General features: G+C 42.9%; 23 protein-coding genes and 1 riboswitch. Of the genes, 13 read left to right on the top strand and 10 right to left on the bottom strand.

Translation table 11 applies throughout. The features are described from left to right. The first annotated feature begins 25 nt into the window (after nt 1-25). A riboswitch (TPP riboswitch) is annotated at nt 26-124 on the top strand. A 146-nt stretch (nt 125-270) separates the two neighbouring features. The 6 genes from thiC to thiH are packed head-to-tail and all read left to right on the top strand — an operon-like array spanning nt 271 to nt 6,841. Then, nucleotides 271-2,274, top strand: coding sequence for a phosphomethylpyrimidine synthase ThiC (gene thiC, locus L2747_RS01425; protein WP_248997334.1), 2,004 nt, complete (start codon nt 271-273; stop codon nt 2,272-2,274). A gap of 2 nt (nt 2,275-2,276) precedes the next feature. Then, entirely contained in the window at nt 2,277-3,857 is a 1,581-nt protein-coding gene (gene thiE, locus L2747_RS01420) for a thiamine phosphate synthase (protein WP_248997333.1), read from the top strand. Nucleotides 3,858-3,859: 2 nt separating this feature from the next. After that, complete coding sequence (locus tag L2747_RS01415) at nt 3,860-4,681, top strand: HesA/MoeB/ThiF family protein (RefSeq protein ID WP_248997332.1); 822 nt, start codon at nt 3,860-3,862, stop codon at nt 4,679-4,681. Then, complete coding sequence (gene thiS / locus L2747_RS01410) at nt 4,674-4,907, top strand: sulfur carrier protein ThiS (protein WP_248997331.1); 234 nt, start codon at nt 4,674-4,676, stop codon at nt 4,905-4,907. The genes L2747_RS01415 and thiS overlap by 8 nt, the downstream gene beginning before the upstream one ends. A 1-nt stretch (nt 4,908) precedes the next feature. Continuing rightward, entirely contained in the window at nt 4,909-5,673 is a 765-nt protein-coding gene (locus L2747_RS01405; RefSeq protein ID WP_248997330.1) for a thiazole synthase, read from the top strand. Further along, nucleotides 5,666-6,841, top strand: a complete 1,176-nt coding sequence (gene thiH / locus L2747_RS01400) for a 2-iminoacetate synthase ThiH (RefSeq protein ID WP_248997329.1) — start codon at nt 5,666-5,668, stop codon at nt 6,839-6,841. Before L2747_RS01405 ends, thiH begins: the two co-directional genes overlap by 8 nt. A 161-nt stretch (nt 6,842-7,002) precedes the next feature. On the opposite strand, the gene L2747_RS01395 is transcribed toward thiH, so the two are convergent. Beyond that, a complete protein-coding gene (locus L2747_RS01395; protein ID WP_248997328.1) occupies nt 7,003-7,371 on the bottom strand; it encodes a response regulator in 369 nt (122 codons plus the stop codon). A gap of 210 nt (nt 7,372-7,581) precedes the next feature. Between L2747_RS01395 and L2747_RS01390 the strand changes: the two genes are divergently transcribed. Further along, complete coding sequence (locus L2747_RS01390; protein ID WP_248997327.1) at nt 7,582-7,833, top strand: chemotaxis protein; 252 nt, start codon at nt 7,582-7,584, stop codon at nt 7,831-7,833. Between the two features lie 68 nt (nt 7,834-7,901). On the opposite strand, the gene L2747_RS01385 is transcribed toward L2747_RS01390, so the two are convergent. The 8 genes from L2747_RS01385 to cmoA form a co-directional block, all read right to left on the bottom strand. Next, on the bottom strand, nt 7,902-8,801 hold the full coding sequence (locus L2747_RS01385) for a LysR family transcriptional regulator (protein ID WP_248997326.1): 900 nt from the start codon (nt 8,799-8,801) through the stop codon (nt 7,902-7,904). A gap of 70 nt (nt 8,802-8,871) precedes the next feature. Then, nucleotides 8,872-9,957 carry a DUF3541 domain-containing protein gene (locus tag L2747_RS01380; protein WP_248997325.1) on the bottom strand — a complete coding sequence of 362 codons (1,086 nt, stop codon included), beginning with the start codon at nt 9,955-9,957 and terminating at the stop codon, nt 8,872-8,874. Beyond that, nucleotides 9,902-11,644 (bottom strand): M2 family metallopeptidase, encoded by a 1,743-nt coding sequence (locus L2747_RS01375; RefSeq protein ID WP_248997324.1) that lies wholly within the window; start codon nt 11,642-11,644, stop codon nt 9,902-9,904. The genes L2747_RS01380 and L2747_RS01375 overlap by 56 nt, the downstream gene beginning before the upstream one ends. Beyond that, on the bottom strand, nt 11,613-12,563 hold the full coding sequence (locus L2747_RS01370; protein WP_248997323.1) for an alpha-L-glutamate ligase-like protein: 951 nt from the start codon (nt 12,561-12,563) through the stop codon (nt 11,613-11,615). Before L2747_RS01370 ends, L2747_RS01375 begins: the two co-directional genes overlap by 32 nt. Further along, entirely contained in the window at nt 12,563-14,071 is a 1,509-nt protein-coding gene (locus tag L2747_RS01365) for a UUP1 family membrane protein (protein ID WP_248997322.1), read from the bottom strand. The genes L2747_RS01370 and L2747_RS01365 overlap by 1 nt, the downstream gene beginning before the upstream one ends. A gap of 11 nt (nt 14,072-14,082) precedes the next feature. Continuing rightward, nucleotides 14,083-14,838, bottom strand: a complete 756-nt coding sequence (locus tag L2747_RS01360; protein WP_248997321.1) for an ATP-dependent zinc protease family protein — start codon at nt 14,836-14,838, stop codon at nt 14,083-14,085. A gap of 22 nt (nt 14,839-14,860) precedes the next feature. After that, nucleotides 14,861-15,853, bottom strand: coding sequence for a tRNA 5-methoxyuridine(34)/uridine 5-oxyacetic acid(34) synthase CmoB (gene cmoB / locus L2747_RS01355; protein WP_248997320.1), 993 nt, complete (start codon nt 15,851-15,853; stop codon nt 14,861-14,863). Next, nucleotides 15,850-16,581 carry a carboxy-S-adenosyl-L-methionine synthase CmoA gene (gene cmoA, locus L2747_RS01350; RefSeq protein ID WP_248997319.1) on the bottom strand — a complete coding sequence of 244 codons (732 nt, stop codon included), beginning with the start codon at nt 16,579-16,581 and terminating at the stop codon, nt 15,850-15,852. Before cmoA ends, cmoB begins: the two co-directional genes overlap by 4 nt. 150 nt (nt 16,582-16,731) lie before the next feature. On the opposite strand from cmoA, the gene L2747_RS01345 reads away from it, so the two are divergent. The 6 genes from L2747_RS01345 to ruvB all read left to right on the top strand — a co-directional run bounded on the left by L2747_RS01345 (nt 16,732) and on the right by ruvB (nt 24,777). Further along, the gene (locus L2747_RS01345; RefSeq protein ID WP_248997318.1) at nt 16,732-19,542 is read left to right on the top strand and encodes a diguanylate cyclase domain-containing protein; all 2,811 of its coding nucleotides are present in this window, start codon (nt 16,732-16,734) and stop codon (nt 19,540-19,542) included. A 362-nt stretch (nt 19,543-19,904) separates the two neighbouring features. After that, a complete protein-coding gene (gene aspS, locus L2747_RS01340) occupies nt 19,905-21,698 on the top strand; it encodes an aspartate--tRNA ligase (protein WP_248997317.1) in 1,794 nt (597 codons plus the stop codon). Nucleotides 21,699-21,867: 169 nt separating this feature from the next. After that, entirely contained in the window at nt 21,868-22,611 is a 744-nt protein-coding gene (locus L2747_RS01335) for a YebC/PmpR family DNA-binding transcriptional regulator (protein WP_248997316.1), read from the top strand. A 7-nt stretch (nt 22,612-22,618) separates the two neighbouring features. Then, nucleotides 22,619-23,140: a crossover junction endodeoxyribonuclease RuvC gene (gene ruvC, locus L2747_RS01330; RefSeq protein WP_248997315.1), complete on the top strand. Its 522-nt coding sequence runs from the start codon at nt 22,619-22,621 to the stop codon at nt 23,138-23,140. Beyond that, the gene (gene ruvA / locus L2747_RS01325) at nt 23,137-23,754 is read left to right on the top strand and encodes a Holliday junction branch migration protein RuvA (protein ID WP_248997314.1); all 618 of its coding nucleotides are present in this window, start codon (nt 23,137-23,139) and stop codon (nt 23,752-23,754) included. Before ruvC ends, ruvA begins: the two co-directional genes overlap by 4 nt. Nucleotides 23,755-23,763: 9 nt before the next feature. Next, nucleotides 23,764-24,777: a Holliday junction branch migration DNA helicase RuvB gene (gene ruvB, locus L2747_RS01320; RefSeq protein WP_248997313.1), complete on the top strand. Its 1,014-nt coding sequence runs from the start codon at nt 23,764-23,766 to the stop codon at nt 24,775-24,777. A 68-nt stretch (nt 24,778-24,845) separates the two neighbouring features. Here the strand turns inward: ruvB and L2747_RS01315 are convergent, their stop codons facing one another. Further along, nucleotides 24,846-25,370 carry a hypothetical protein gene (locus L2747_RS01315; RefSeq protein WP_248997312.1) on the bottom strand — a complete coding sequence of 175 codons (525 nt, stop codon included), beginning with the start codon at nt 25,368-25,370 and terminating at the stop codon, nt 24,846-24,848. Between the last annotated feature and the right edge of the window lie 62 nt (nt 25,371-25,432).

Here is a 25,432-nt window from a genome sequence, read left to right as displayed (position 1 = left end):
CCTGTAGATAGGTCTATACTGCCAGCTCATCTTGTCGGAGTGCCATATGGCTGAGACCGTTAATTCGGGATCCGTTGAACCTGATCAGGCTAGAACCTGCGAAGGAAACAAGCGAAATAACTGCATAAAATGACTTTTAAATAAGCGCCAAAGCAGCATTTCGGTGGTTACGTGTAACTAGAATTTACCCCTAGTTATATGTTCAACTTTTCAGATTCTCATTTTCTCCTGGCAAGCAACTTCATTTCTTTTTTAAAAGTGAGTTTGCTAATGTCAAATCGTCGCGAAACCCGAGCTCAAGCTCAAAAATTTATTGATAATCTAAAACCACTACAACACCCAAATTCTGAGAAAATCTACCTTGAAGGTAGCCGTGCTGACCTTAAAGTGGGTATGCGCCAAATTCATCAAGCCGATACGCTTATTGGCGGTGACGAAACCAATCCTGTATTTGAAGCCAACCCGCCGTTAAAGGTGTATGACTGCGCGGGTGCCTACTCAGATCCTGATGCAATGATTGATGTGCGTAAAGGTCTTGAGAAGTTCCGTGAAAACTGGATTGAAGAGCGCAGTGATACTGAGCAGTTACAAGGTGCAAGTTCGGGCTTTACTCAGCAGCGCCTTGCTGATGATGGCCTAGACCATCTGCGTTTCGAGTCTTTATTACCGCCGCGCCGCGCGAAAGAAGGTAAACGTGTTACCCAATTGCACTATGCTCGCCAAGGCATTATTACCCCAGAGATGGAATACATTGCCATACGTGAAAATATGGCAAAGTCTGAGGTCACAGACCCAATTCTGACCCAAAAAGATAAAGGCGAGAGTTTTGGGGCTGCGATTGGTGAACCAATTACCCCTGAGTTTGTTAGGCAAGAAATTGCTCGCGGCCGCGCAATTATCCCACTAAACATTAACCATCCAGAAGCAGAGCCGATGATTATTGGCCGTAACTTTTTGGTGAAAGTGAATGCCAATATCGGTAACTCAGCGGTAACCTCATCGATTGAAGAAGAAGTTGAAAAGCTAGTTTGGTCGACCCGTTGGGGCGCCGATACGGTAATGGACTTATCTACCGGTCGTTATATTCACGAGACCCGCGAATGGATTATTCGTAACTCTCCGGTACCTATTGGTACCGTTCCTATCTATCAAGCACTAGAGAAAGTGAATGGTGTTGCTGAAGATCTTAACTGGGAAACATTCCGCGATACCTTAATTGAACAAGCAGAGCAGGGCGTGGATTACTTTACGATTCATGCCGGCGTATTACTGCGCTATGTGCCGATGACGGCTAAACGCTTAACCGGTATTGTTTCTCGCGGTGGCTCTATCATGGCTAAATGGTGTTTGTCGCACCATAAAGAAAATTTCCTTTATGAACACTTTAGAGAAATTTGTGAGATCTGTGCCGCCTATGATGTGTCGCTGTCATTAGGCGATGGTATGCGTCCCGGCTCAATTGCCGATGCCAATGATGAAGCGCAATTCTCTGAGCTAGAAACTTTAGGAGAGCTGGTGAAAATTGCTTGGGAGTATGACGTGCAGACCATTATTGAAGGTCCGGGCCATATTCCAATGAATCTGATTAAAGAGAACATGGATAAGCAGCTAGAGGTGTGTGATGAAGCACCATTTTATACTTTAGGCCCACAAACGACCGATATTGCGCCGGGTTACGATCATTTTACCTCAGGTATTGGCGCTGCAATGATTGCTTGGTATGGCTGCGCGATGCTGTGTTATGTCACGCCTAAAGAGCATTTAGGTTTGCCAAACAAGGAAGATGTTAAGCAAGGTCTAATTGCCTACAAAATTGCTGCTCATGCTGGTGATGTGGCGAAAGGACATCCGAGCGCGCAAATTCGTGACAATGCCTTATCAAAAGCGCGTTTTGAGTTTCGTTGGGAAGACCAATATAACCTAGGTTTAGACCCTGAAACCGCCCGTGCTTATCACGATGAATCACTGCCACAAGAATCAGCTAAGGTTGCTCATTTTTGCTCTATGTGTGGCCCAAAATTCTGCTCAATGAAAATTACCCAAGAAGTGCGTGATTACGCTGCGGCGCAAGAGCGTGAAGCTGGGGCCAAAACCATTGATATTAAATCTGCCGCGGAATATGAGTCTTATAGCGGTAGCGATGCTGAGGCGGCAAAATTGGCTGTTGAACGAGCGCAAGGTATGGCACAAATGTCGGCCGAGTTTAAGGCGAAAGGCGCAGAGCTTTACCATGAAGCAAGTAATAAACAGCCTGATGTAGCACTAGAGGACTAATCATGGCAAACCCAGATGCGTTATCTGTGAATCGTCCTATTGTATGGACTATAGCGGGCTCAGATAGTGGCGGTGGTGCGGGTATTCAAGCTGATCTGGCAACCATGTCAGATCTTGAGGCCCACGCTTGCAGTGTGATCACCGCAGTAACCGCGCAAAGCTCGGTTACTGTGGCGTTGGTTGAGTCTGTATCAAGCAAAATGTTGCAGTCTCAGCTTGATACTTTAGCGAGTGATTTACCGCCAGCGGCGATAAAAATAGGCTTGCTGGCCGATCAGGCTCAAATAGAGCTGCTAGCTAAATGGTTAACAGAGCAGCAAGCTTGTTGGTTGCAATCAGACAAAAACGTGCCTGTGATTCTCGATCCTGTGATGGTGGCTACTTGCGGTGATGCCCTAGCAAATGGTGGCGGCTTAGACTTTACGCCGTTTAAAGGGTTATTAACCTTAATCACGCCGAATGTGAGTGAATTGGCTGTGCTTGCAGCCACTGAGCTTACAAGTGTTGATGCATGTATTGTTGCTGCCCAAAAGCTATCTGAAACCTTAAATACTTCAGTGTTAGCAAAAGGCGGTGATAACGGGCCTGCTTGGTGTCAGCAGCAAGCTAACGATTTACTGGTATGCACCGATGTTGATGGGATCTCTGATAAGCACCAGTGGCAGAGCTTTTGGCTATCGAGTAATCGAATTGATACAAATAATAATCATGGTACAGGCTGCACATTATCGTCTGCTATCGCAGCGGTAATGGCTCATGGCTTTGTGCTTAATGATGCGGTGGTTGTGGCTAAGGCTTATGTAAATTCGGGGCTTAAGGCCAGCTATCAGATAGGTCAAGGCCCCGGCTGCTTGGCAAGAACGGCTTGGCCGAAGGAGTTAGTTGATTTTCCATACATCAAGCTTGTGACGACCAACGAAATAGAGCCGATGCCGCTTAAAACTTATAGGCATGAGCAAGCCAGTTTCAAGCAGATTGAAGAGTCCTTGGGGCTTTACCCTGTGGTTGCAGATGTTGAAATGCTCGAAACCTTACTTAAAGCGGGTGCTAAAACAATCCAGTTAAGGGTAAAAGATCTTACTGATGTAACGCTTGAGCGCAGCATTATTCAGGCTATTTCACTTGGCCGTGATTACAAGGCGCGAGTATTTATCAATGATCATTGGCAATTGGCGATTAAACATCAAGCTTATGGAGTGCATTTAGGACAAGAAGACCTTATTGCTAGCAACCTAGAACAGCTGCGCGCTGCCAAGCTGGCGCTTGGGCTTTCTAGCCATAGCTATTTTGAAATATTGCTGGCTAAACAACATAAGCCTTCTTATATCGCGTTCGGTCATATTTTTCCGACAACCACTAAGGTTATGCCTTCAAAGCCACAGGGACTGAATAAATTAGCCCGCTATGTGTCGTTAATGAAAGGGGATCTACCGATAGTCGCGATAGGCGGTATTGATGCTGCATGTGTCAATAGCGTTAAAGCAACAGGCGTGGATGACGTTGCCGTGGTGCGTGCCGTCACTGAGGCTGATGATCCCGCTGCCGCCTTTACTGCTTTGCAGCAAACCTGGTGGGAGTTGTAGAGATGCCACTAACTGATAAAGAGTTTATCCGTTACTCACGGCAAATCTTATTGCCTGAAGTTGGTGAGGCGGGTCAGCAAACCTTTGCTGATGCAAAGGTCGTCATTATTGGCATTGGCGGCCTAGGTCATCTCGTAGCGCAATACCTTGCGGCTGCAGGTATTGGTCATCTAACACTGGTGGACGGTGATACGGTGGAAGTGTCCAATTTACCACGCCAGCTGTTGTTTGATGATAGTGACTTAGGTCTATATAAAGCCTTAGTGGCTAAAACAAAACTTCGCCGCGCTTATGAGCAAACGGGCGTTTCCGCTGTAACTGAACATTTAAACCATAACAATGCTGAGTCAGTGCTAAATAGTGCTGAGATTGATTTGTTGCTCGATTGCAGTGATAACTTCGCGACTAGGCATTTTGTTAATCAGTTAGCGATTAAGCAGCAAATTGGTCTAGTGTCAGCATCTGCTGCCCACTTCCAAGGACAATTACTCAGTATTGATCAACATGTAAGTCCACAATCAGGCTGTTATCACTGTTTGTTTCCAGCTGACATGCGAGTTAATCAGAGCTGTCAAACAGTGGGGGTATTGGGACCTATGGTCGGTACTTTGGCATCGATGCAGGCCTTGATGGCTTTGCAATTGATAATGGGTAATAAAGCACTGATCGGTAAACTGTATCGTTTTGATGGTAATCAGTTTAGCTGGCGAGAAGCCCGTTTGCTGCGTAACCCAGAATGCATGATCTGCGGCAATGAATATACTTCCGCTGCGGCCAAGTCAGCTTGTGAAAAATTTCCGTTTACGGAGAACCAATATGAATAAAGCTACAGACAGCATTGATATCAGTATTAATGATGAAACCAAACAGGTTGCGATTAACTCAACAGTACAAAGTGTAATTGAAATCTATGCCGAATTAGCAGGCGCCGATGTAAACGCTATTGCTGTGGCGATCAACAGTGAAATTGTACCTCGCGTGCGCTGGCAGTCGGAGTGTTGTTTAGCCGGTGACAAGTTTGAAATTTTTTCTGTAGTAGCAGGAGGTTAATATGTTAACAATTGCTGATCATCAATTTGAATCGAGACTATTCACGGGAACGGGTAAATTTGCTCAACCGGAAACCATGTTAGCTGCGATTAAAGCATCACAATCACAGCTTGTTACCTTGGCTGTAAAGCGATTGGACCTTAGTACTGGCAGTGACAACATTTTACAGCCATTGCTCGATAGCGGCGTAAAGTTATTACCTAATACGGCTGGTGCGAGAAATGTCAAAGAAGCCATATTTGCCGCGCATTTAGCACGTGAAATGTTAGGCACAAACTGGGTGAAACTTGAAATTCACCCTGACCCTAAATATCTGATGCCTGATCCTATTGAAACTTTAGAAGCTGCGCGAATTTTATGTGAGCAAGGCTATGTGGTGCTGCCTTACGTACATGCCGATCCTGTGTTGTGTCGCCGCCTTGAAGAAGTAGGCTGCGCTGCAGTCATGCCGCTAGGCAGCCCCATTGGCTCTAATCAGGGCTTGGCAACTGAAACCTTTTTAAAAATCATTATCGAGCAGGCTAATGTACCTGTGATTGTTGATGCGGGTATTGGCGCTCCTTCACAAGCAACTCACGCTATGGAGCTTGGCGCTGATGCTGTACTGGTCAATACTGCAATCGCCAGTAGTTCTGATCCGGTTGCGATGGGGCACTGTTTTGCGCAAGCCGTAAATACCGGGCGTCAGGCTTATATTGCGGGTTTAGGTGCAGTGAGTCATCAAGCACATAACACCAGTCCGTTAACAGGCTTTTTAAATGAATAGCATCGGTTCAACAACACTAAACTCCCAGAGCAAGGATACTGCTTCGCAGTATCCTGTGCCTACGAGTTTTGTCGATGTGTTTAAGCAGCTTTCTAGAAGCGAGCTTAAATTAAGGCTTTATTCGACGACGGCTAAAGAGGTAGAGCAGGCGCTACAATGTCCATCGGGTAACTTAGACTGCTTATTAGCACTTTTGTCTCCTGCCGCAGAGCCATATTTAGAGCAGATGGCACAGCAGTCAGTCGCGCTTACAAGGCAGCGTTTTGGCGCGAGTATTGGCATGTATATTCCGCTCTATTTATCGAATCTTTGCGCGAATGAATGTGATTATTGCGGCTTTACTATGAGCAATAAAATTAAGCGTAAAACTCTGTCTGAAAGCGAAATACGCGATGAAATTCAGCCGATAAAAGCGATGGGTTATGACTCCATATTATTAGTCTCTGGCGAGCATGAAACTAAAGTAGGTGTGCCTTATTTCAAGCAAATGCTACCACTAATACGTAAAGAGTTTAGTCATGTAGCAATGGAAGTGCAGCCACTAGAAGAGCAAGATTATAAAGAGCTTGTAGATGAAGGGCTAGATGCCGTGATGTTATATCAAGAAACTTATAATCCAGTGACCTATGGCGAGCATCATACTCGAGGCAAGAAGAGTGACTTTGCCTACCGACTTGAATCGCCGGATCGCGTCGCGAGAGCTGGCGTCGATAAAATTGGTTTAGGGGTATTACTCGGTCTTGATGATTGGCGCCTAGACGCGCTATTAATGGGGCATCATTTAGATTACCTTGAGAAAACCTATTGGCGTAGTCGCTATAGTATCTCTTTGCCAAGGCTTAGGCCTTGTACTGGTGGCGTTGCCCCCAAAGTTGAGCTTACCGATAAGGGATTAGTGCAGATGATCTGCGCCTTTAGATTGTTTAATCAACAGCTTGAAATTAGCTTATCAACCCGTGAAACCCCTGACCTCAGAAACAACTTGTTTGCACTGGGTGTTACCAATGTGAGTGCTGGGAGCTCAACCCAACCCGGTGGCTATGTCGAACCTAATACAGAGCTAGATCAGTTTGAGATAAGTGATGAGCGCTCGCCTACATTGGTCGCAAAAGCCATGCTTGAGCGGGGATTAAATCCAGTGTGGAAAGATTGGGAAACGGGTTGGTAAATAATGACTGTTTAGATTGTGAACGGTAATCTTATTGTTTTTTTATCAATAGCTAAAGCATGAGTCTTCTTGTTATGAACACTTTTAGCTAAGTGGTATACATTAATTGATGTATACCAAACAGCTTATTGCATTACACAGGGAGTGATGCTGTTTAATAGTTACTGCCGCAAATGCTCTTTTAATTTAGCGTAAACTTCTGTTGGGATTATTGGTTTAGAAATATAGCCGTTTGCACCAAGGCGTAATGCGAGGTTTTCATCGGATTCTTCAGTTAGCGCACTAACAATAATCACAGGGATCATTTGGGTTAAGGGGTCCTCTTTTAAATCCTTTAATACTTGGTAGCCATTTTTACCAGGCATCATTATGTCTAGAAAAATAAAGTCCGGACATTGAACACCTAAAATATCAATTACATCAAAACCAGAGTTGATGGTTGTGACTTGGTAATCGTGGCCTAATATTGATAATAATAGACTTGAGCAAAAAGGATCATCATCTACAATCAGTATTCTAGTTTTATTCATTTAGACTTCCTCAGAGCAGACAGTTATCTTTTATTCGAAAAGGCTATCATTTTATCAATACAAAGGCTATCTCATTGGAACTTGATACCTTGTGATATGTTTTTAGTTAACTGTAGATGATTTAATTATACTTGCGAGCTTTTCTTACTGTACATCTAAAACTAATAGTATGATAATTGAACCACTTAGACATAGATAAAGGGGGATGATATGCAAATTCCACCAAGTATTATTTCTGGGCAAAATGGCTTTCAGGCGGCACAAACCGATTTAACTCAAGCTACAATAGATGTAGCTGGTGCGAGTCAGTCTGTAGCGGGAACCACTACAGCTATTACCGTTTCAAATACAACGGGGACTTTGATTGATGCAGCTCAAGCAGTTAACCACGCTCAAGCTAACGCTGAAGTCATCCAAACATCATCGGATATGATTGGCAGCATAATAAATATCAAAGTATAAACTTACCTGTGTATGCTACCAAGCAGCATAAAAAAGCACTCTTGTAGAGTGCTTTTTTATGGAAAAATTTAAGTTGGCTTAGCTTGATGATGTTGCAATATTAATGCTTCAAGTAGCTCATTTGCCGGGCCTTGCTTATCTCTATTGGGAATAACTAAGCTTAGCGTAGCTTTACGTTTACTTGAGCCTTTAAGATGGAGTTGTCTGAGTGATTTATTATCAATTTCAACCTGGACCAAATGTTGAGGCACCCAACAAAAACCCATTCTCTTTTTTAAAATGGCAATAGCCTCATGAAAGTTGCTTACTGTCCAACGTTGCTCTGCTTTTAACCAGCCAAGATCAGTGTTGGGGCTTAAGGCTGTATCTTTAATCACGATCTGAAGTTGCTGCGCCAAGGTTTGATCATCTTCAATGTGGCTCAGTTGGGCGAGAGGGTGCTCAGGGTGGCAAACCAGTATAAAGTCGATATCTAACAGAGGTTCAGCAATATGGCCTTTAGGTGGCGGACCACCGCATATTGCTAAATCAACGCTTTGGTTATTGATTAATTCAGAGGTACCTGTTATTACAGTGTCAATAATCGTGACACGTGTGCCGCGGCTTTGCGGTAAAAACTCGCTTAACGCATCGACAAGGTGACCCATAGGGTAAATGATTTCTCGAGCGATAGTTAATTGTGGTTCCCAACCCCTTTCTAAGTTGCTCGCCAACATCTCTAACTCGTTTACAGACTGAGTGATATGTCGTGATCGGCGCAGTAAAACTTCGCCACATTCAGTTAAATAAGCTTTCCGCCCCTTAACCTCAAGTAATTGTACGCCAAGTTGAAACTGCAGTTTTGCCACAGCGTGGTTAAGCGAAGATTGACTTTTATTTAATTGTTCCGCTGCCTGAGAGTAGCCTCCATAGTCGACTACCGCTTGTAATATTCGCCACTGCTCAAGTGTTGATTTGGCTCTATCCATATGAATTAACGGCTCTGAATTTAGGTTGAGTCAATGCCAGAAAGGCTCATTGAGCCTTTCTGTAGAGGGATCACTTATTAATAGGAGTAACTTGTTTAGGCAGATATTTCTTAGTCGCTTTCAGTTCTGATAGGTAAGGGCCTTTATGTAACTTTTCAGGCCAATCAAGCAACATCATAGCCAATACATTGCGATGTTCACCGATCACTAAGTCAGGATTACCACGAGGTGAGGGAATGATTTGCTCTTTGGTATTAAACGCATTAATGATATGTTTTTGAGTTTTTTTAACCACTGGGTGGTTAGGTTTCCCTGCGAGTAAGAAACTAATTCCCACTTCGGCAATAATGTCGTCTGTAGCATCTTTCAAAATACGATCAATATTGCGATCAAAATGGTCTAAAATCCAGGCGAACTCTTTAGCATCAACATTGTGCTGGTAATATTCACTGGCTGCAAAAATAAAGTGGGTCATACCGTATAGCTTATTGCGGTATTGCTTTTTATTTAACTCGCTATCTTCATTGTCTGGGTAAACTTCAATAAATGCTTTTTTATAATCGGCTAAATAGTCACCTACACCAATTTGTTTAGCCCAGTAAACGTAGTTAATTAACTGCGCTGCCCATGTCTCAATCATGGCTTTATCGGTCAAGCCTGTTTTTAAGTCGGCTTTTTTAAGCGCTGCAGTTAATTTGTCATGACATGGACCAGTAAAGCCAAACTCATCAATTCGGCTTGAGTAACGTAGCAATACATCGGTATAGAAGATGAATTCAGGAAAAGGCTGGAGTGCTTTTTTACGCGCCTTAGCACGTGGGCCTTTGCCCAATACAGAGATAGCCTCTTCTGCTTGATCGATAATGAAGTTTGGTTTGTCGAGATTACACGCATAGAACGCCTGAGCTTCGGTTACAGCATAAAGATCGACTAGTGCAGCATTGGCGTATTTGTCGTCACCAGTCATGCGATATTGGCGTATGCCGTAATGACCTTGAACACGTGGAGGTAGTTCGAATAAATGTTCCTCCAGGTTATTCTTTATCCCTTGATAAACTTGAGATTTTGTAGACTCTGTGACAGCAAGGTCGGCGGCAAAACTATTGGCGCAAAAGAGTGCAGCGGCGAGAGTGCTGATCTTGATGATTGAAGGCATGTTGAGTCCTTTTTATGAGTGAGTCTGGGGTTATTGTTTCGTCTAACAACAGTTGTAACTGAGTGACCATGTCGTTAGCTGATTCATTAACGACTAAATAATCAAAAATATGTTTTTGATTTTGACAGTCTTTTGTTGATTGGTAAATATACTTGGCGACGGCTTTCTGCCAAACTTTTTGATAATACAACGGCCCTTGATACACAATGGCACTAAAAGTGTAGGGCGCATCATCGACGCTATCCCAACGAGCAGAAAAAGCTTGTTTAAAAGCACTATCTAAATCAAACCTGTTTTTATCCTCAGAAGACAAATAGCTATTTAGTGCAACCTTTGCTCTAAATATTTGTAGTTGAGTGGCATATCGCTGCAATACAGCTTCTCTACTATTATTTTTAGGTGTAGGGAGCAGCTCGCCTTTAAGCCACATTTGTAGCCAAAACTTGTCTATTTGATCGCTATCTTGGGTTTCGCCTAGCGTATTTTGTAAATAATAACGATGGCCGCTGGCTAACTGGCTAATAATGCTTGCAACAGTATCGATCATTGCGCTTTGTTGTTGATAATTGGTGAGCTCATCTTTTAAAACCAACTCATATTGACCAAATTGTTGTCCTACCACAGCATGTCTTATTACTCTTGCTTGAGTTTTTTTGCCTTGACTGAGGTATAGGTCACCGAGCAAGCGGTGTTGATGATAAACCCGTAAGACTTTTTCGTTTACAGGTGTGATTGACACTGCTAGCGGCTCTAACACCTTAGCGATGTTATTTAACCATAACCGTGATGATGTAGGTTCAACGACTGTGGGTTTAGCGTTAGACAATACTTGGCCTAAACTCCAAGGGTTAGTGTTTATTGCTTGGGTTTGGCTTTGTAAAAACTTAGCTACAAGCTGTGGGTGAGATAACCATTGTTGCTGGAGTATTTCATGGCTGTGATCTTGATAACCATCTTGCTCTGCTTGCTGCTGGCGTAAGTTTTTTATTACCTCAAATGAGGTTTTGTTTTTTATCGATGCGCGAGCTTGGTAGGCTTGCCATACCGTCTTTCTGCATTGCTCGTTTGGCTGCTTAATTAAATAGCTTGCCAAGCTACCGTTAAAGTTTGTCTTAACTGAGTTAAGTTTTGCGTCAAGTTGGCAGCCAGTATTAGCAAAGTTAAGGCTTAATTGCTGACTCGTGACACCTTGTTTAAATGCAGCTTGAGCGGTATGCAATTGAGCTTTATCTAGCGGCGATTCACTATTAGTTGCAAGGCGGTTGATCCGCATTGCGAGTGCTTGAATATGTGGGTTATGACTTTCAGCGAGCTTAAAGCGAGTCGATTGAAACTGTGTCGATTTAAAAAATAATGCAAGCTCATCAGCCAAATACAGTTGGCACTGTAATACTAGCTCTCTATCAGCATAGGACAGTGGAAACTGTCGATAGTATTTAATTCTGTCATTGATATTAAAAAAGCCGATTAATTGCCGTTCGAGTGCTGCTGCATGCTGCGCTGCACCAGTTGTTATTGATGTTTGATTTTTTGCCGGAAATTGATAAGCAAGACATTGCTCGACTAAAAGTGGGATAGGAGACACGGCAGCAAAAGCTGCCGTGTTAAACCAACAAATACCAATTAACAGTGGGCTTAACAGCCATTTTTTAATTCTAGCTGTTGGCACTGAAATGTATTTTTGCATATGCCACGCGTTCTTCGACCGTCATATTATGGTTGCCCATTTTTTCAACATGGCGAAGATTTGGCAAAATACCGCGACCGTTAGCAATTTGAATCGCAAGACCGGGACGAGCATTTAGCTCGAGCAAAAGTGGCCCTTTGTTTTTATCTAGCACCATATCGGTGCCTAGATAACCAAGTTCTGACATTTCATAGGCCATTGAAGCTGTATGCAACAAGGTATCCCATTGTGGGACGGCAATTGAAATAAGCTCTTTTTGGGTATCAGGGTGTAGGTCAATAGGCTGATCAAATTGCACAGCATGTAGGCCTTTACCCGTTGCGATATCAATACCAACGCCCACAGCACCCTGGTGTAAATTTGCCTTACCGTCTGACGCAGCAGTTGAAAGACGCAACATACCCATGATTGGAAAACCTTTGAAGATGATCAGACGTATGTCTGGTACACCTTCGTAGGAGTAGCCATCAAATACCGGGTCAAACTGAATCAATCCTTCTACAATCGCAACATCAGGTTTACCACCTAATGAAAATAGTCCGCTGAGTACGTTAGATACATGGCGGTCAACTTCAGAGGGCGTCACTTCTTGGCCATTTGGCTTGTAGTAACGACCGTTTTCAACCTTAGTGACAACTAAAATCCCTTTACCGCCAGAACCTTTAGACGGCTTAATAACAAAACCGTCTGTGTTATTGACCATTGCAGGAATATCCGCAATGCCATGTTGCTCTGATACGGTACCTATTAAGTCTGGCACAGCGATGTTATTTGCCAGTGCCAACTGTTTGGTCGTTAGCTTGTCATCCACACGTTTGTAAAACTTACGTGGGTTATATCGACCAATGTAATCGATATTACGCTTGTTCATACACAATACGCCATTACGACGTAGATCTGATGGCTTAGCTAGAAACATTATTTTTCTCCAGCTAGTGGCTTAAAGCGCTTAAGCTCAAGCAGACGGTATCCTGTGTATTGGCCCATTAGCAGCACTAAAGCCAAAATGACTAGGTGAATACCTAGGAAGTTAAACACCCAGTGCTGAACCCAAGTCGCGCTCATAGCTAAGTAAGCTAAAGTTGCTACGAATAGGCTACCGCCACCTTGTACGATAACTTCTTTTGGACCTTCTTCTTCCCAAAGGATAGACATTCTTTCAATGGTCCATGCCAAAATAATCATAGGGAAGAAAGTAATGGTTAAGCCTTCACTGAGACCAAACTTGTATGATAATAAGGTAAACAAGCCGATAATACCGATTACCACGATAATAACGGCGGAGATCCTGGATATGAGCAATAGGTTAAGCTCTGATAAATAAGAACGGATCATTAAACCGAACGCTACAATCAGCAGGAAGCCAATTAAACCAGTAAATAGCGTTGTTTGAATAAAGGCGAGGGCAATCAACACTGGCATAAAAGTACCAGAGGTTTTAATGCCAATAAGTACACGCAGGAACACGACAACTAAAACACCGATAGGAATTAGCAAAATACCCTTGAATAAGCTTTGCTCTTCTAGCGGTAATTGATAAAGCGAGAAATCTAGCGCATTGTCATTTTTCATCACATCAATGGCAGTGGCTAACGCTGAGCGAGTATCCTGCAGCATAGAAAAATTAACTTGGGAGTTAACGCCGCCTATAACATCGAGTACAGAGGTGCCTGAACGGTCCCATAGCAATAGGTTTTCAGGACGACCTTGAGTGCCATCTTCGGCGTTAAATAAGTGCCACTCACCGTCGTTATACACTTCAACAAAACTTGACAGTTGTTGTCTACGACGTTGATCTTCTAGGTAAAGACCACTGACTTCTTTGGCTGGGATCCCTTTGCTATGTAGCATACGGATAAACAGCTTCGTCGGTGTGTTGCTTGTTAGTAGTAGCTCAATATTCTGGCTACGCTCATTAGCATTTAGTACTTTGTTTAGCTGCTGGGCAAAAGAAAGGTTAGTTGCACTGCGTGACCAAACTTCTTCGATTGCTTGCTCTGCAGCTGCTTGTTCTGTAGCTGGCCAAGCATAAACTGCAGGGGCTTGTGGCTCAGCAGTTTCTATAAGTTTGTCCTGTCCTGTTGGGATTAGCGTCACTTTATAGTAAAGATCTTGCGTCCCTGTTGCGGTGCGAATCGACCAAATTGCGCGGCGGTCAATAGCATTATTAGTAATGGTTAAGCCGTAGCCAGGTGACGTGGCATTTTCGACCAAAATCTCGTATGCAGGATCTTCTGGGAGTGAGAAAGATACTTCAGCAGGCTCGCCAGTACCACGAAAGCTCACTTTGGCATCAACAGCCCAACTTTGTACTTGTTTACCTGGTACGAAAGGTACGCTGTGCTCAATACCGCGATACACGCTGGCTGCGATCCCGGTGATAAACAGCAAGGCAACTAAGATGTAAAAGGGTTTTCTAGAGTGCATTTGCAATTATCCTATTTATTGGTTTTAGACGGCTTTGCGTCTTGTTTTTTTCCGTGGATAAAAGTCTGCCCAACATCGACAACTGCGATGTCTTGCATAAACTTACGACCAAGTAGTAACGGATATTCCAGATGGCTACGATCACTTAGATTCAAGTCTGTTTCAGCTTTATATTGGCCAATCTCAAGGTGAGCGTGAATGACAGGGCGGCGGTCACTCTTATCATCAGCATCTTGTTTAATACGAACAAAACGTTCTACTTTTGATTCAAAAGTTTTAGCGGGTTGTTTTTCGCCTTGAGTGAAAACATCGAAGCGAACCCATTGGCTTCCATCTCTTTCAAACAAAATAATATTTCGGGCGTCAAGTGAAGAAGATTCCGCACCGGTATCAATACGGGTATTGAAACTAGCTTTTACTTCATCGACATACACATTTTCAACTGCGCCAAGCATAAACTTGTCACCAATAGGAGAAGGAGGGCATTGCACAGGGGCAACAACTGGCACTATGGCTTTTTCTTCTTTCACATTTAATTGAGCTACATTGGCTTTAAGCTCGTCAACCTGTGCTGTTAATGTTTCAAAAGCAGCAGCTTGGCTTTGGTTACAAGTATTAATTGCTCCCAGTATATTGCTTTCTTGCTTGGTTAAGCTGGCTTCTAGTACCGTTACATCGACTGGAATTGGTGCATTTTTATCGCTCGTCGTTGCACAACCTGCAAGGACTGTTGATATTGCGGCAATACAAATTATCTGCTTGAACATAGTGCTTCCCATTTACTATTGGCTAGATTAAATCTTTATTAGGCTGATTCTTGGTGGCAATAATCGTGGCTCGTTTAGGTGCCGGATAGCCTTCAACTGTTAGGCTAACATCATTAGGGTCTAAATAATCAACTAATGATTCATTTGGCATCCATTGTGTACTTCTTTGTTCTGCAAGAGAAGTTACATCTACATCAACGCAGCGAATGTCTGTGAAATCGCATTTTTTTAACCACAACATTAATGCTTCAACAGACGGTAAGAACCAAACATTATTCATTTTACCGTAGCGGTCTTTTGGTACTAATACGGTATTTTCATCACCATCGACAACTAAAGTTTCAAGGACTAATTCGCCTCCGGTGCGTAATTGGTCTCTTAATTGGTAGATGTGGTCGATTGGAGAGCGGCGGTGGTATAGCACCCCCATCGAAAATACGGTATCAAATGCATCAAGAGGTGGTAGCTCTTCAATGCCTAGTGGTAAGAAATGCACTGGATGTTCGTTACCTGCTAAGCGTTTGACAGCTTCAAATTGGCACATAAACAGTGGTGATGGGTCAATACCCACTACGTGTTTAGCGCCTTCACCTAGCATGCGCCACATGTGATAACCACTACCACAACCCACATCTAATACTGTACGATTAGCAAGTGGTGAAATATGAGGTACAACGCGTTCCCATTTCCAGTCTGAACGCCATTCGGTATCAATCTCAACACCATGTAAAGAATAAGGGCCTTTACGCCAAGGCTTGAAAATACCCAATAAGTTTTCTAGTTTTTCTCTTTCGCCGTCGCTGAGTTGTTCACCTGACCCTACTTTTACGCTGGATTTAAAGTCGATGATATCAGCTTCTGGATAATGCAGCTTATTAAGTACTTTTTCCCACTTAGGCAGCGAACCGTGCTTATGTTCCCTTTGCCACTGGCCAAGAATTGACGGAAGTGTCTCTAACCAATGTTGTAGGCTTGAGTCTGAAATTTGTTTGTAGAATGAGCTGAAACTAATCACTTAATTGCCACCATAGATGCAAAATTAAAACATTGGAACCACACGCTGAACTCACTAAAACCTTGGGCTCTGATCCGATTTTCGTGCTCAGCGAGTGTATCAGGTTTCATCACGTTTTCTAATGAACTACGTTTTTGACTGATCTCTAACTCACTGTAACCATTTGCTCTTTTGAAATCGAGATGTAAATCATCCAAAGTGGATTGAATTGTATCTTCTTTAAAGTAAAGCTTTTCCGAGAGAATTAATAAACCGCCAGGAACAAGCCCTTGATAGATATTTTTGAGCAGGTTTTCACGATCACTTGGGGCTAAAAATTGCATAGTGAAATTTAGCACCACCAAAGATGCATTTTCAATTTTAATATCTCGAATATCACCGCAAATCAATTCTACAGGCGTTTCGCTAACGTAGGCTGATAGGTTTTCTTGGCAACGTTCAATCATTGATTCGCTGTTATCGATGGCAACGATTTGGCAATTACGACCTTCAACGCGGCGGCGAATGCTTAATGTTGCAGAGCCTAATGAACAACCTAGGTCGTATATTTTACTATTTGGCGCAGCATATTTTTGAGCGAGATCGCCGATAGTATTAATGATTTGCCCGTAGCCAGGAACTGAGCGCCTAATCATGTCATTAAAGACACCGGCGACTTTATCATCGAATTGAAAGTCGCTGACTTGTTGGTAAGGCTTGGCAAAAAGATTATCTTGTGAAGAGTTCATGTGATCAGATCGTGGGAGTTCAACACTTTATTCTAGCTAAACATGGCTGTTACCAGCAAGACTAGCACTGGAAATTACTGATAAAATTTTGTCTAATAGCAATAATAAAACAAAAAACACTCATAAAATTAACCTTTTTGGGAAATGTAATTGAAAACTATCACTTGTTTGTTGCTTGTGCTGCTTAGTATTTCTTTAATGTCTACGGCTATGGCTGAATCCAATAAGCAGGAGCCTCCGCTGATAATTGCAATGAGTAATGACACTTATCCCTTTCAATTCGTTGATGAAAACAATCAAGCTAGCGGCCTTTTAGTTGATATTTGGTTACATTGGTCAAAACAAACTAATCGTAAAGTTGTATTCAAGCCAACAGATTGGGTGCAATCGCTCAAAAACTTACAAAATGGTGTTGCTGATGTGCATATCGGTATGGCGAAAACGTCAACCAGAGAAAATCATTACCAGTTTTTACCGGAGCTACTTAGTTTTCATAGCTTCTTATATGTGAACTATCAATTACCTAAACCACAAACCTTATCTCAATTAATGCCTTATAAAATCGGTGTTGTCAGAGGAGCTGCTCAAATTGATATTTTGCAGCAACAAGAACCGCGACTTACTTTTAGTTATTTTGATAATCGGACTGATCTACTAAAAGCGGTAATTAATGAAGAAATTTTCGTATTTGTAGGGTTAGAAGGCTTCTTACGTGAAAGCCAAATCAATAACACTATTTCTATTCAGTTCCCTAAAGAGAACCGCAAAGAAATATCAAAGCTTTCTTTTTATCCTGCGATTTTGAAAGATAGAACTGAGTTAAGTAAAACTGTGCAGGCAGGATTTAGTGCAATGCCTAGCGATATTATCGACGAGTTAACTCGGCATTGGTTAGGCAATCAGCGCTATCAGAATGATATCGTTATTGCAATGCAGACTGGCGTCGCTCCTTTTGCTGATCTTGGTGCAGATGGGCTGCCTAATGGATTACTGGTCGATATATGGAAGCTGTGGTCTGAAAAGACAGGATTGCCAGTACGTTTTGTGGTTGGCACCATGAAGCAGAGCGTAGATAACGTCAAGCGTGGCATTGCTGATGTACATTTAGGTTACCCTGAAAGCGCTTCAATTCAAACGGGCCTAAACCGAGCCCACACTATTTACAAAGTTACGAGCCGGCTATTTTCCTATGGCAGTCAGCTGGATTCGTTGGAACAACTTAAAAATAAAGTGATTGCGGTATCGCCGACATCACCATACCTTGCAGAATTAATAGAAGCGCTGCCTGATTCCCATATTCGATATTATTCGTCGATGACAGAGATGATAGATGCGGCCAAAAATGATGAAATCGATGCCTTTGTTGCAGCTGGCGCTTGGACTCAACACTACCTTTTATTAGATCAAAGTTGGGGGGCTTTCTACCAATATCCAGATCTTGAATTTAATACCGAGTTATATGTACTTAACCGCAATAAGGATGTTGGTTTTGCTGCGCGAATCGCGGCTGGCTTTACCCAGATATCGCCGCTTGAGCTGGCTCAAGTAGAGCGTAAGTGGATGTTAAATCCTGCTGACAGGATCTATAAAGATCAGCAAGGTCTGATTCACCTAACGGCCGAACAGCAAAATATTATTAATGACACGGGGGTTATTAAGGTAGGTTACTTACGTGATTGGCCACCGATGGAGTTTGAAGAAAATGGCCTGTACTCAGGAATCAACAGTGACGTTATCAATATTATTGCCAATGAGCTTAGCTTAACAGTCGAAACTGTTGTTTTTGATGAATGGCAAAGTTTGCTCGATGCCTTGGTCACTGGTGGTGTTGATATGGTTGGCAGTGTGGCCAAAACTGCAGAGCGAGAATATCAGTTGGGCTTTTCTGAGGCTTATTGGCCAGCACCTTGGGGACTAGTGACCTCACACAGTAATATTAACGTGTTTGGCTTAGAAGAGCTTAGAGGCCAACGTATTGCAGTTGTTGAAGGCTACCATATTATTGGCCAACTGATGCGGGAATATCCAGAGTTAAAGTTGGTATTAGTACCTGATAGCAGTTCAGGACTAAATGCGGTCAATTTAGGTAAAGCTGATGTATTTATTGATAAAGTGACTAACTTAAGTAGCGGATTAAGGCAGGGTCAATACTCAGATCTAAAGATGTCAATGCTTGTTGATTTTGCTGAACAAAGAAGTCATATCGGAGTTCACAGTAGTAAAAAATCATTACTGCCGCTAATTAACGTTGTGCTAGCAAGTATTGATCCTGTTCAGCAAAGGAAAATTCATCAAAAGTGGGTCACACAAACAGTTGCTTTTGAACGTGATGAATACGAGGCCAGAGTTAAACTCGGTATTGCTATTTTTACTGTTCTTGGATTAGGTGTTATCGGAGCACTATTGGCAAATCGGCGTTTACGTAAAGAGATTTTACGTAGGACTGAAGCTGAAACTCAAATGGCTCACTTTGCTAAGCACGATAGCTTAACTGAATTACCTAATCGCTCCTTGATTGATGATAGGCTTGAGCAGGCTATTTTATTGCATACCCGTGATACCGCCCAGTTTGCGGTTATTTTTATTGATTTGGATGGTTTTAAATTGATTAATGACCAACTTGGACATCAAGTTGGCGATCAATTTTTGGTTCATGTCGCAAAAGAGTTAGTCAAAGGGATCCGCCGTTCAGACACTGTAGGTCGTCTTGGCGGGGATGAGTTTGTGGTGATCTTAAATGATATCAAAGACATTAAATCTGTATATGATGTCGCTGAAAACCTACTCAACCGTCTATCTCAGCCTTTTATTATTGCAGATCATACGCTAACGGCATCTGCGAGTGTTGGAATAGCGCTATTTCCGATAGATGGAGATTGCATCGATGCGCTGCTAAAAACAGCAGATAAACAGATGTACCGCGCAAAAAATGCGGGCGGTAGAACATATCGTAGTAGTTAGTTTTGCATCCTTGTTGCTGACATGAGATTGTACTTATCCAATGGGCTGAGAGTTCAGTTTTACAGACTTAAAGAGCAATATTAACATTGACGATAACTCGTTAGCTTGTTGAGTCCAATTGATGTTAGTAATAGATTAAAAACTAGCTTATTAGCTTTAAGATCTGTGAGGTTAAGTTAACCTGCTGCTTGCTTTTTATACAAACGAGCTCAAACACTTAAATTTCAATCTAAATTGATTGATAGTTAGCCGACTAGTCGAGAAGTTATTTGGAAAACGGCAATATTTCTCTATAATGCCCGTTTTGTCTTGTTTTGAACCAGATCCTCAAGCATCGCTTTGCGGAATAAAGGAAGAGTTAAATGCGCAGTCATTATTGTGGAGACGTCAATAAGTCTCACGTAGGTCAAGAAGTGACCCTAGTGGGTTGGGTTAATCGCAGCCGAGATTTAGGCGGCGTTGTTTTTCTAGATCTTCGTGATAGAGAAGGTATCGTTCAGGTTGTTTATGATCCAGACCTTCCTGAAGTGTTTGATGTTGCAAGCACACTACGCAGCGAATTTTGTGTTCAGATTAAAGGCCTTGTAAGAGCAAGACCTGATAGCCAAGTTAACGCTGATATGCGTACTGGCGAGATTGAAATTTTGGGCTTGGAGTTAACGATTCTAAATAGCTCAGCGCCATTACCAATCAACATGGACAAAAATCAGCATAACACCGAAGAGCAGCGTCTAAAGTATCGCTACTTAGATTTACGTCGTCCAGAAATGGCTGACCGCATTGTATTCCGTTCAAAAGTGACTAGCGCGGTAAGACGTTTCTTAGATGGCAACGGTTTCTTAGATATTGAAACGCCAATCCTGACTAAAGCGACACCAGAAGGTGCGCGTGATTACTTAGTACCAAGCCGTACTTACAAAGGTCAGTTCTTCGCATTGCCACAATCTCCACAATTGTTTAAGCAGTTGTTGATGATGTCTGGTTTTGATCGCTACTACCAAATCGTTAAGTGTTTCCGTGACGAGGATTTGCGTGCTGACCGTCAGCCTGAATTCACTCAGATCGATATCGAAACGTCATTCATGTCTTCTACCCAGGTAATGGATAAGACTGAAGAGATGGTTCGTGGTTTATTTAAAGAGCTATTGAATGTTGATTTGGGCGAGTTCCCTAAGATGACATTTGAAGAAGCGATGCGTCGTTTCGGTTCAGATAAGCCTGATTTACGTAACCCGCTAGAGCTTATTGATGTTGCTGACATTGTTAAAGACGTTGAGTTCGCGGTATTTAATGGCCCTGCAAACGATCCTGAAGGTCGTGTTGCGGTACTAAGCATTCCAGGTGGTGCGAAGCTTTCACGTAAACAGTTAGATGAATACGCTAAGTATGTGACTATTTACGGCGCTAAAGGCCTAGCTTGGATGAAGGTTAATGACCTTACTCAAGGTATGGAAGGCATTCAGTCTCCAGTACTTAAGTTCCTAAGCGAAGATGTGGTTAAGGCGTTACTTGAGCGCACAGGCGCACAAACTGGCGATCTAATCCTATTCGGTGCTGATAAAGCTAACATCGTTGCAGAAGCAATGGGTGCACTACGTCTTAAAGCGGGCGAAGACTTTGACTTGCTACAAGGTGAGTGGAAGCCTCTTTGGGTTGTTGACTTCCCAATGTTTGAGCGTACTTCTGATGGCGGTTTGCATGCAATGCATCACCCATTCACTGCGCCAAGCAATATGACACCTGAAGAGCTAGAAGCTAACCCAATCGCCGCTATCTCTGATGCATACGACATGGTACTAAACGGCTGTGAGTTAGGCGGTGGTTCTGTGCGTATTCACGATAGCAAGATGCAGTCTGCGGTATTTAGAATTCTAGGTATTAACGACGAAGAAGCGAGCGAAAAGTTTGGCTTCTTACTTGAAGCATTGCGTTATGGCACACCTCCACACGCAGGTCTTGCATTCGGTCTTGACCGTATCATCATGTTGATGACAGGTGCTAGCTCAATTCGTGACGTGATGGCGTTCCCGAAAACAACCACTGCAGCTTGTCCGTTAACGAATGCGCCAGGGTTTGCGAATCCGGTTCAGTTAGCTGAGCTCGGTGTCAGCGTTGTTGAGGCTGAGCCGAAAGTTGAAACAAAAGACGCTGAATAATAAAGCGTGATTAAGAGCCGAGTTAAGACTCGGCTTTTTTTTCGATAAAATATACCCAAGTAACTTACATTTAAACCAAATAGGCGCATTATCGTCGGTTAAGTCGGTTAAGTCGGTTAAGTCGGTTAAGTCGGTTAAGGTTGTTTGGGTATAAATTAAGGAGATAGAGATGGCAGGTCATAGTAAATGGGCCAATATTAAGCACCGTAAGGCTGCTCAAGATGCAAAACGCGGTAAATTATTCACTAAATTTATCCGTGAATTGACTGTTGCAGCGCGAGAGGGCGGATCCGATCCTGATTCAAACCCACGTTTACGTGCGGCGATTGATAAATCTCTTTCAAATAATATGACTCGTGACACGGTTGAACGTGCAATTAAGCGCGGCGCCGGTGAACTCGACGGCCAAGTGTTAGAAACCATTATTTATGAAGGCTATGGTCCGGGTGGTACAGCGGTGCTGGTCGAAACCATGACTGATAATAAAAACCGCACCGTATCAGGCGTGCGCAACGCATTTAGTAAGTCAGGCGGCAATTTAGGCACCGACGGCTCTGTGGCTTACCTTTTCGATAAGAAAGGCATTATCTCTTATGAAGGGGTTGATGAAGACACGGTTATGGACGCGGCATTAGAAGCCGGTGCTGAAGATGTGGTGACCCATGAGGACGGCTCAATCGATGTGCTGACTTCCCCTGAAGATTTCGGTAGCGTGAAAGATGCACTCGATGCCACAGGTCTTGAGTCAGTTAACGCTGAAGTGACCATGGTGCCATCAACCAAAGCGGATTTAGATGCCAATACAGCACCTAAGTTTTTACGCTTAATCGATAATCTTGAAGATCATGATGATGTACAAGAAGTTTATCACAATGCAGAAATTTCTGACGAAGTGATGGAAGGGCTGGAATAAGTAAAATATGGCAATTATTTTGGGAGTCGACCCCGGCTCTCGGATCACTGGGTACGGCGTGATTAAATGTGTAGGTCGGCAGCAAGTTTATGTCGGTAGTGGTTGTATTCGTACTAGCTCAGATGAGTTGCCATTACGTTTAAAGCAGATTTTTGATGGCTTGTCTGAAATTATTAGACAATATCAACCGGACGAATTTGCAATTGAGCGAGTTTTTATGGCTAAAAATGCGGACTCCGCATTAAAACTTGGCCAAGCTAGAGGCGCGGCGATTGTTGCGGCAACAGCGGCTAACTTGCCGGTTGCCGAATACAGCGCAACGCAGATTAAAAGCGCGGTTGTAGGCACTGGCCGCGCGCAAAAAACGCAAGTACAGCATATGATCCAGCAATTACTTAAATTGCCGAGTGCGCCGCAAGCTGATGCTGCAGATGCCTTGGGCGTGGCTGTATGCCATTATCATACTTGTCAAAGCTTGGCTGCTTTAGGTGGTCGAGCAAATGTTAGAACTTATGGACGTTATAAATGATAGGTCGTATTCGCGGATTATTAATAGAAAAGCAAGCACCTGAGGTGCTCCTGGATGTGGCTGGTGTTGGCTATGAAATCCAAATGCCGCTTACCAGTTTTTATGAGCTTCCAGAACTTGGCCAAGAAGCGGTGATCTATACGCATTTTGTTGTAAGAGAAGATGCGCAGCTGCTTTATGGTTTTGTGACTAAACAAGAGCGCAGCCTATTTAGATTGCTTATCAAAGCCAATGGCGTTGGGCCTAAGCTTGGGTTAACCATTTTATCTGGTATGACTGCAGGCGAGTTTGTCGCCTGTGTTGAGCGCGACGATATCGCCACTTTGGTGAAATTACCTGGTGTTGGTAAAAAAACCGCAGAGCGTTTATTAGTTGAGATGCGCGACAAACTTAAGAGCTTAATGGAAGCATCTGTCGGTTCTGAACGTGAGTTTATGTTGCAATCAAACTATAAAGCCCCTGAAGTGGTCAATACTGCTGAAGAAGATGCCATTGCAGCGCTATTGTCTCTTGGTTATAAGCCAGCTCAAGCGAGTAAAGCGGTATCAGCAGTTTATACTGATGGTATGAGTTCTGAAACGCTGATTAAATCAGCATTGAAATCGATGCTTTAAGGATAACAAATGATTGAAGCAGACCGACTCATACAACCTAACATCATCGAACGTGAAGAGATTGAAGCGGTTGATCGCGCTATGCGCCCTAAGATGCTCGATGAGTATACTGGCCAAGATGATACGCGTGCGCAGCTTAAGATTTTTATTCAAGCAGCGCAAAATCGCGGTGAAGCGCTAGATCATATGTTGATTTATGGTCCACCAGGGTTAGGTAAAACCACTTTGGCGATGATTGTGGCTAATGAAATGGGCGTGAATATTAAGTCAACATCAGGCCCGGTACTTGAAAAAGCTGGCGATCTCGCGGCATTACTCACAAACCTTGAGCCAAATGATGTGTTGTTTATCGATGAAATCCATCGGTTAAGCCCGGTAGTTGAAGAGATCTTGTATCCTGCTATGGAAGACTATCAGCTGGATATTATGATTGGTGAAGGTCCAGCCGCACGCTCTATTAAGTTAGATTTGCCGCCATTTACGTTAGTTGGTGCAACGACACGGGCAGGGGCTTTAACATCACCACTTAGGGCACGTTTTGGTATTCCGCTTAGGCTAGAATTTTATAACGTTAAAGACCTTTCAAGTATTGTAACGCGCAGCGCCAAAGTGATGGATCTTGAGATTGATGATGCAGGCTCGATTGAAATAGCCCGTCGCTCTCGTGGTACCCCGCGTATTGCTAACCGATTGCTTAGACGCGTGCGAGACTTTGCAGAAGTTAAACATAGCGGTGCAGTAACTCAAGCGATCGCCAATGAAGCATTAGATATGCTTGATGTTGATGCCGAAGGCTTTGATTACATGGACAGAAAGTTATTGCTGGCCATTATTGATAAGTTTATGGGCGGTCCTGTCGGTTTAGATAACTTAGCCGCAGCAATTGGTGAAGAGCGCGAGACCATTGAAGATGTACTTGAGCCATTTTTGATCCAACAAGGTTTTATACAGCGTACACCACGTGGACGAATAGCGACTAACAGAGCTTATAGTCATTTTAATATAATCAAGCCTGAAGCTTGATATTTTAAATAAAATAGCCCGTTTAGAAACGGGCTATTTACTAGTTAACTGTAATGCTAAATGAGCTATCATTGCTCGGTGATCCTTAACACATATTGCGGAAACTTTTCTCCAGCCGTCGCATTTTTCCCGGCAGCGACTTTAGCGCCTATTGAAATTATTTCACCATCACGTCCCGGGTTTTCAAGCGCCATCGTTGGAAAGCTCTTATAGGTTTTATTCTTATACCTGACTCTTAGCGTTTTCAAATTCACTTTAGCTTCATTAGCAATCTGAAAAAAATCTACAGATATCGGTTGGTTGGTATCAGAGCTTACTAAATATTTCCCCTGGTAATAATCATTATCGAGTAAGGTCGCATTAGTGCCACCGCCAAGCTTACCTTTCCAATTAACCACTACAACTGTGGATTTATTTATATTTTTTATCGTAGTTGGATACTTAAGCGGCTGTATTTCTGTGATTGTTACAGCTGCAATTGCTTTAGTGCTGATAAGAGAACTCAGTAGGCTAATGATTATAAGTTTAATGGTCTTTGATGTTGGCGATTGTTGAGCGTTGAATGTTGGCATTTTAATTTTTGTTGTTGGCATATTACTGACTATTTTTTATAGGTTAACGTGAACAATAAAAAACAACAATCATGAATTTTACA

It is taken from the genome of Shewanella marinintestina (assembly GCF_023283845.1).
In the GTDB taxonomy this organism is placed as follows: Bacteria; Pseudomonadota; Gammaproteobacteria; order Enterobacterales; family Shewanellaceae; genus Shewanella; species Shewanella marinintestina.
This window is presented reverse-complemented; position numbering and strand designations above follow the sequence as displayed.

Excerpts from the sequence above, each read along its gene's own strand:
- thiC (WP_248997334.1), top strand. The coding sequence starts at position 271 with ATGTCAAATCGTCGCGAAACCCGAGCTCAAGCTCAAAAATTTATTGAT.
- thiE (WP_248997333.1), top strand. The coding sequence starts at position 2,277 with ATGGCAAACCCAGATGCGTTATCTGTGAATCGTCCTATTGTATGGACT.
- L2747_RS01415 (WP_248997332.1), top strand. The coding sequence starts at position 3,860 with ATGCCACTAACTGATAAAGAGTTTATCCGTTACTCACGGCAAATCTTA.
- thiS (WP_248997331.1), top strand. The coding sequence starts at position 4,674 with ATGAATAAAGCTACAGACAGCATTGATATCAGTATTAATGATGAAACC.
- L2747_RS01405 (WP_248997330.1), top strand. The coding sequence starts at position 4,909 with ATGTTAACAATTGCTGATCATCAATTTGAATCGAGACTATTCACGGGA.
- thiH (WP_248997329.1), top strand. The coding sequence starts at position 5,666 with ATGAATAGCATCGGTTCAACAACACTAAACTCCCAGAGCAAGGATACT.
- L2747_RS01395 (WP_248997328.1), bottom strand. The coding sequence starts at position 7,371 with ATGAATAAAACTAGAATACTGATTGTAGATGATGATCCTTTTTGCTCA.
- L2747_RS01390 (WP_248997327.1), top strand. The coding sequence starts at position 7,582 with ATGCAAATTCCACCAAGTATTATTTCTGGGCAAAATGGCTTTCAGGCG.
- L2747_RS01385 (WP_248997326.1), bottom strand. The coding sequence starts at position 8,801 with ATGGATAGAGCCAAATCAACACTTGAGCAGTGGCGAATATTACAAGCG.
- L2747_RS01380 (WP_248997325.1), bottom strand. The coding sequence starts at position 9,957 with ATGCCTTCAATCATCAAGATCAGCACTCTCGCCGCTGCACTCTTTTGC.
- L2747_RS01375 (WP_248997324.1), bottom strand. The coding sequence starts at position 11,644 with ATGCAAAAATACATTTCAGTGCCAACAGCTAGAATTAAAAAATGGCTG.
- L2747_RS01370 (WP_248997323.1), bottom strand. The coding sequence starts at position 12,563 with ATGTTTCTAGCTAAGCCATCAGATCTACGTCGTAATGGCGTATTGTGT.
- L2747_RS01365 (WP_248997322.1), bottom strand. The coding sequence starts at position 14,071 with ATGCACTCTAGAAAACCCTTTTACATCTTAGTTGCCTTGCTGTTTATC.
- L2747_RS01360 (WP_248997321.1), bottom strand. The coding sequence starts at position 14,838 with ATGTTCAAGCAGATAATTTGTATTGCCGCAATATCAACAGTCCTTGCA.
- cmoA (WP_248997319.1), bottom strand. The coding sequence starts at position 16,581 with ATGAACTCTTCACAAGATAATCTTTTTGCCAAGCCTTACCAACAAGTC.
- aspS (WP_248997317.1), top strand. The coding sequence starts at position 19,905 with ATGCGCAGTCATTATTGTGGAGACGTCAATAAGTCTCACGTAGGTCAA.
- L2747_RS01335 (WP_248997316.1), top strand. The coding sequence starts at position 21,868 with ATGGCAGGTCATAGTAAATGGGCCAATATTAAGCACCGTAAGGCTGCT.
- ruvC (WP_248997315.1), top strand. The coding sequence starts at position 22,619 with ATGGCAATTATTTTGGGAGTCGACCCCGGCTCTCGGATCACTGGGTAC.
- ruvA (WP_248997314.1), top strand. The coding sequence starts at position 23,137 with ATGATAGGTCGTATTCGCGGATTATTAATAGAAAAGCAAGCACCTGAG.
- ruvB (WP_248997313.1), top strand. The coding sequence starts at position 23,764 with ATGATTGAAGCAGACCGACTCATACAACCTAACATCATCGAACGTGAA.
- L2747_RS01315 (WP_248997312.1), bottom strand. The coding sequence starts at position 25,370 with ATGCCAACAACAAAAATTAAAATGCCAACATTCAACGCTCAACAATCG.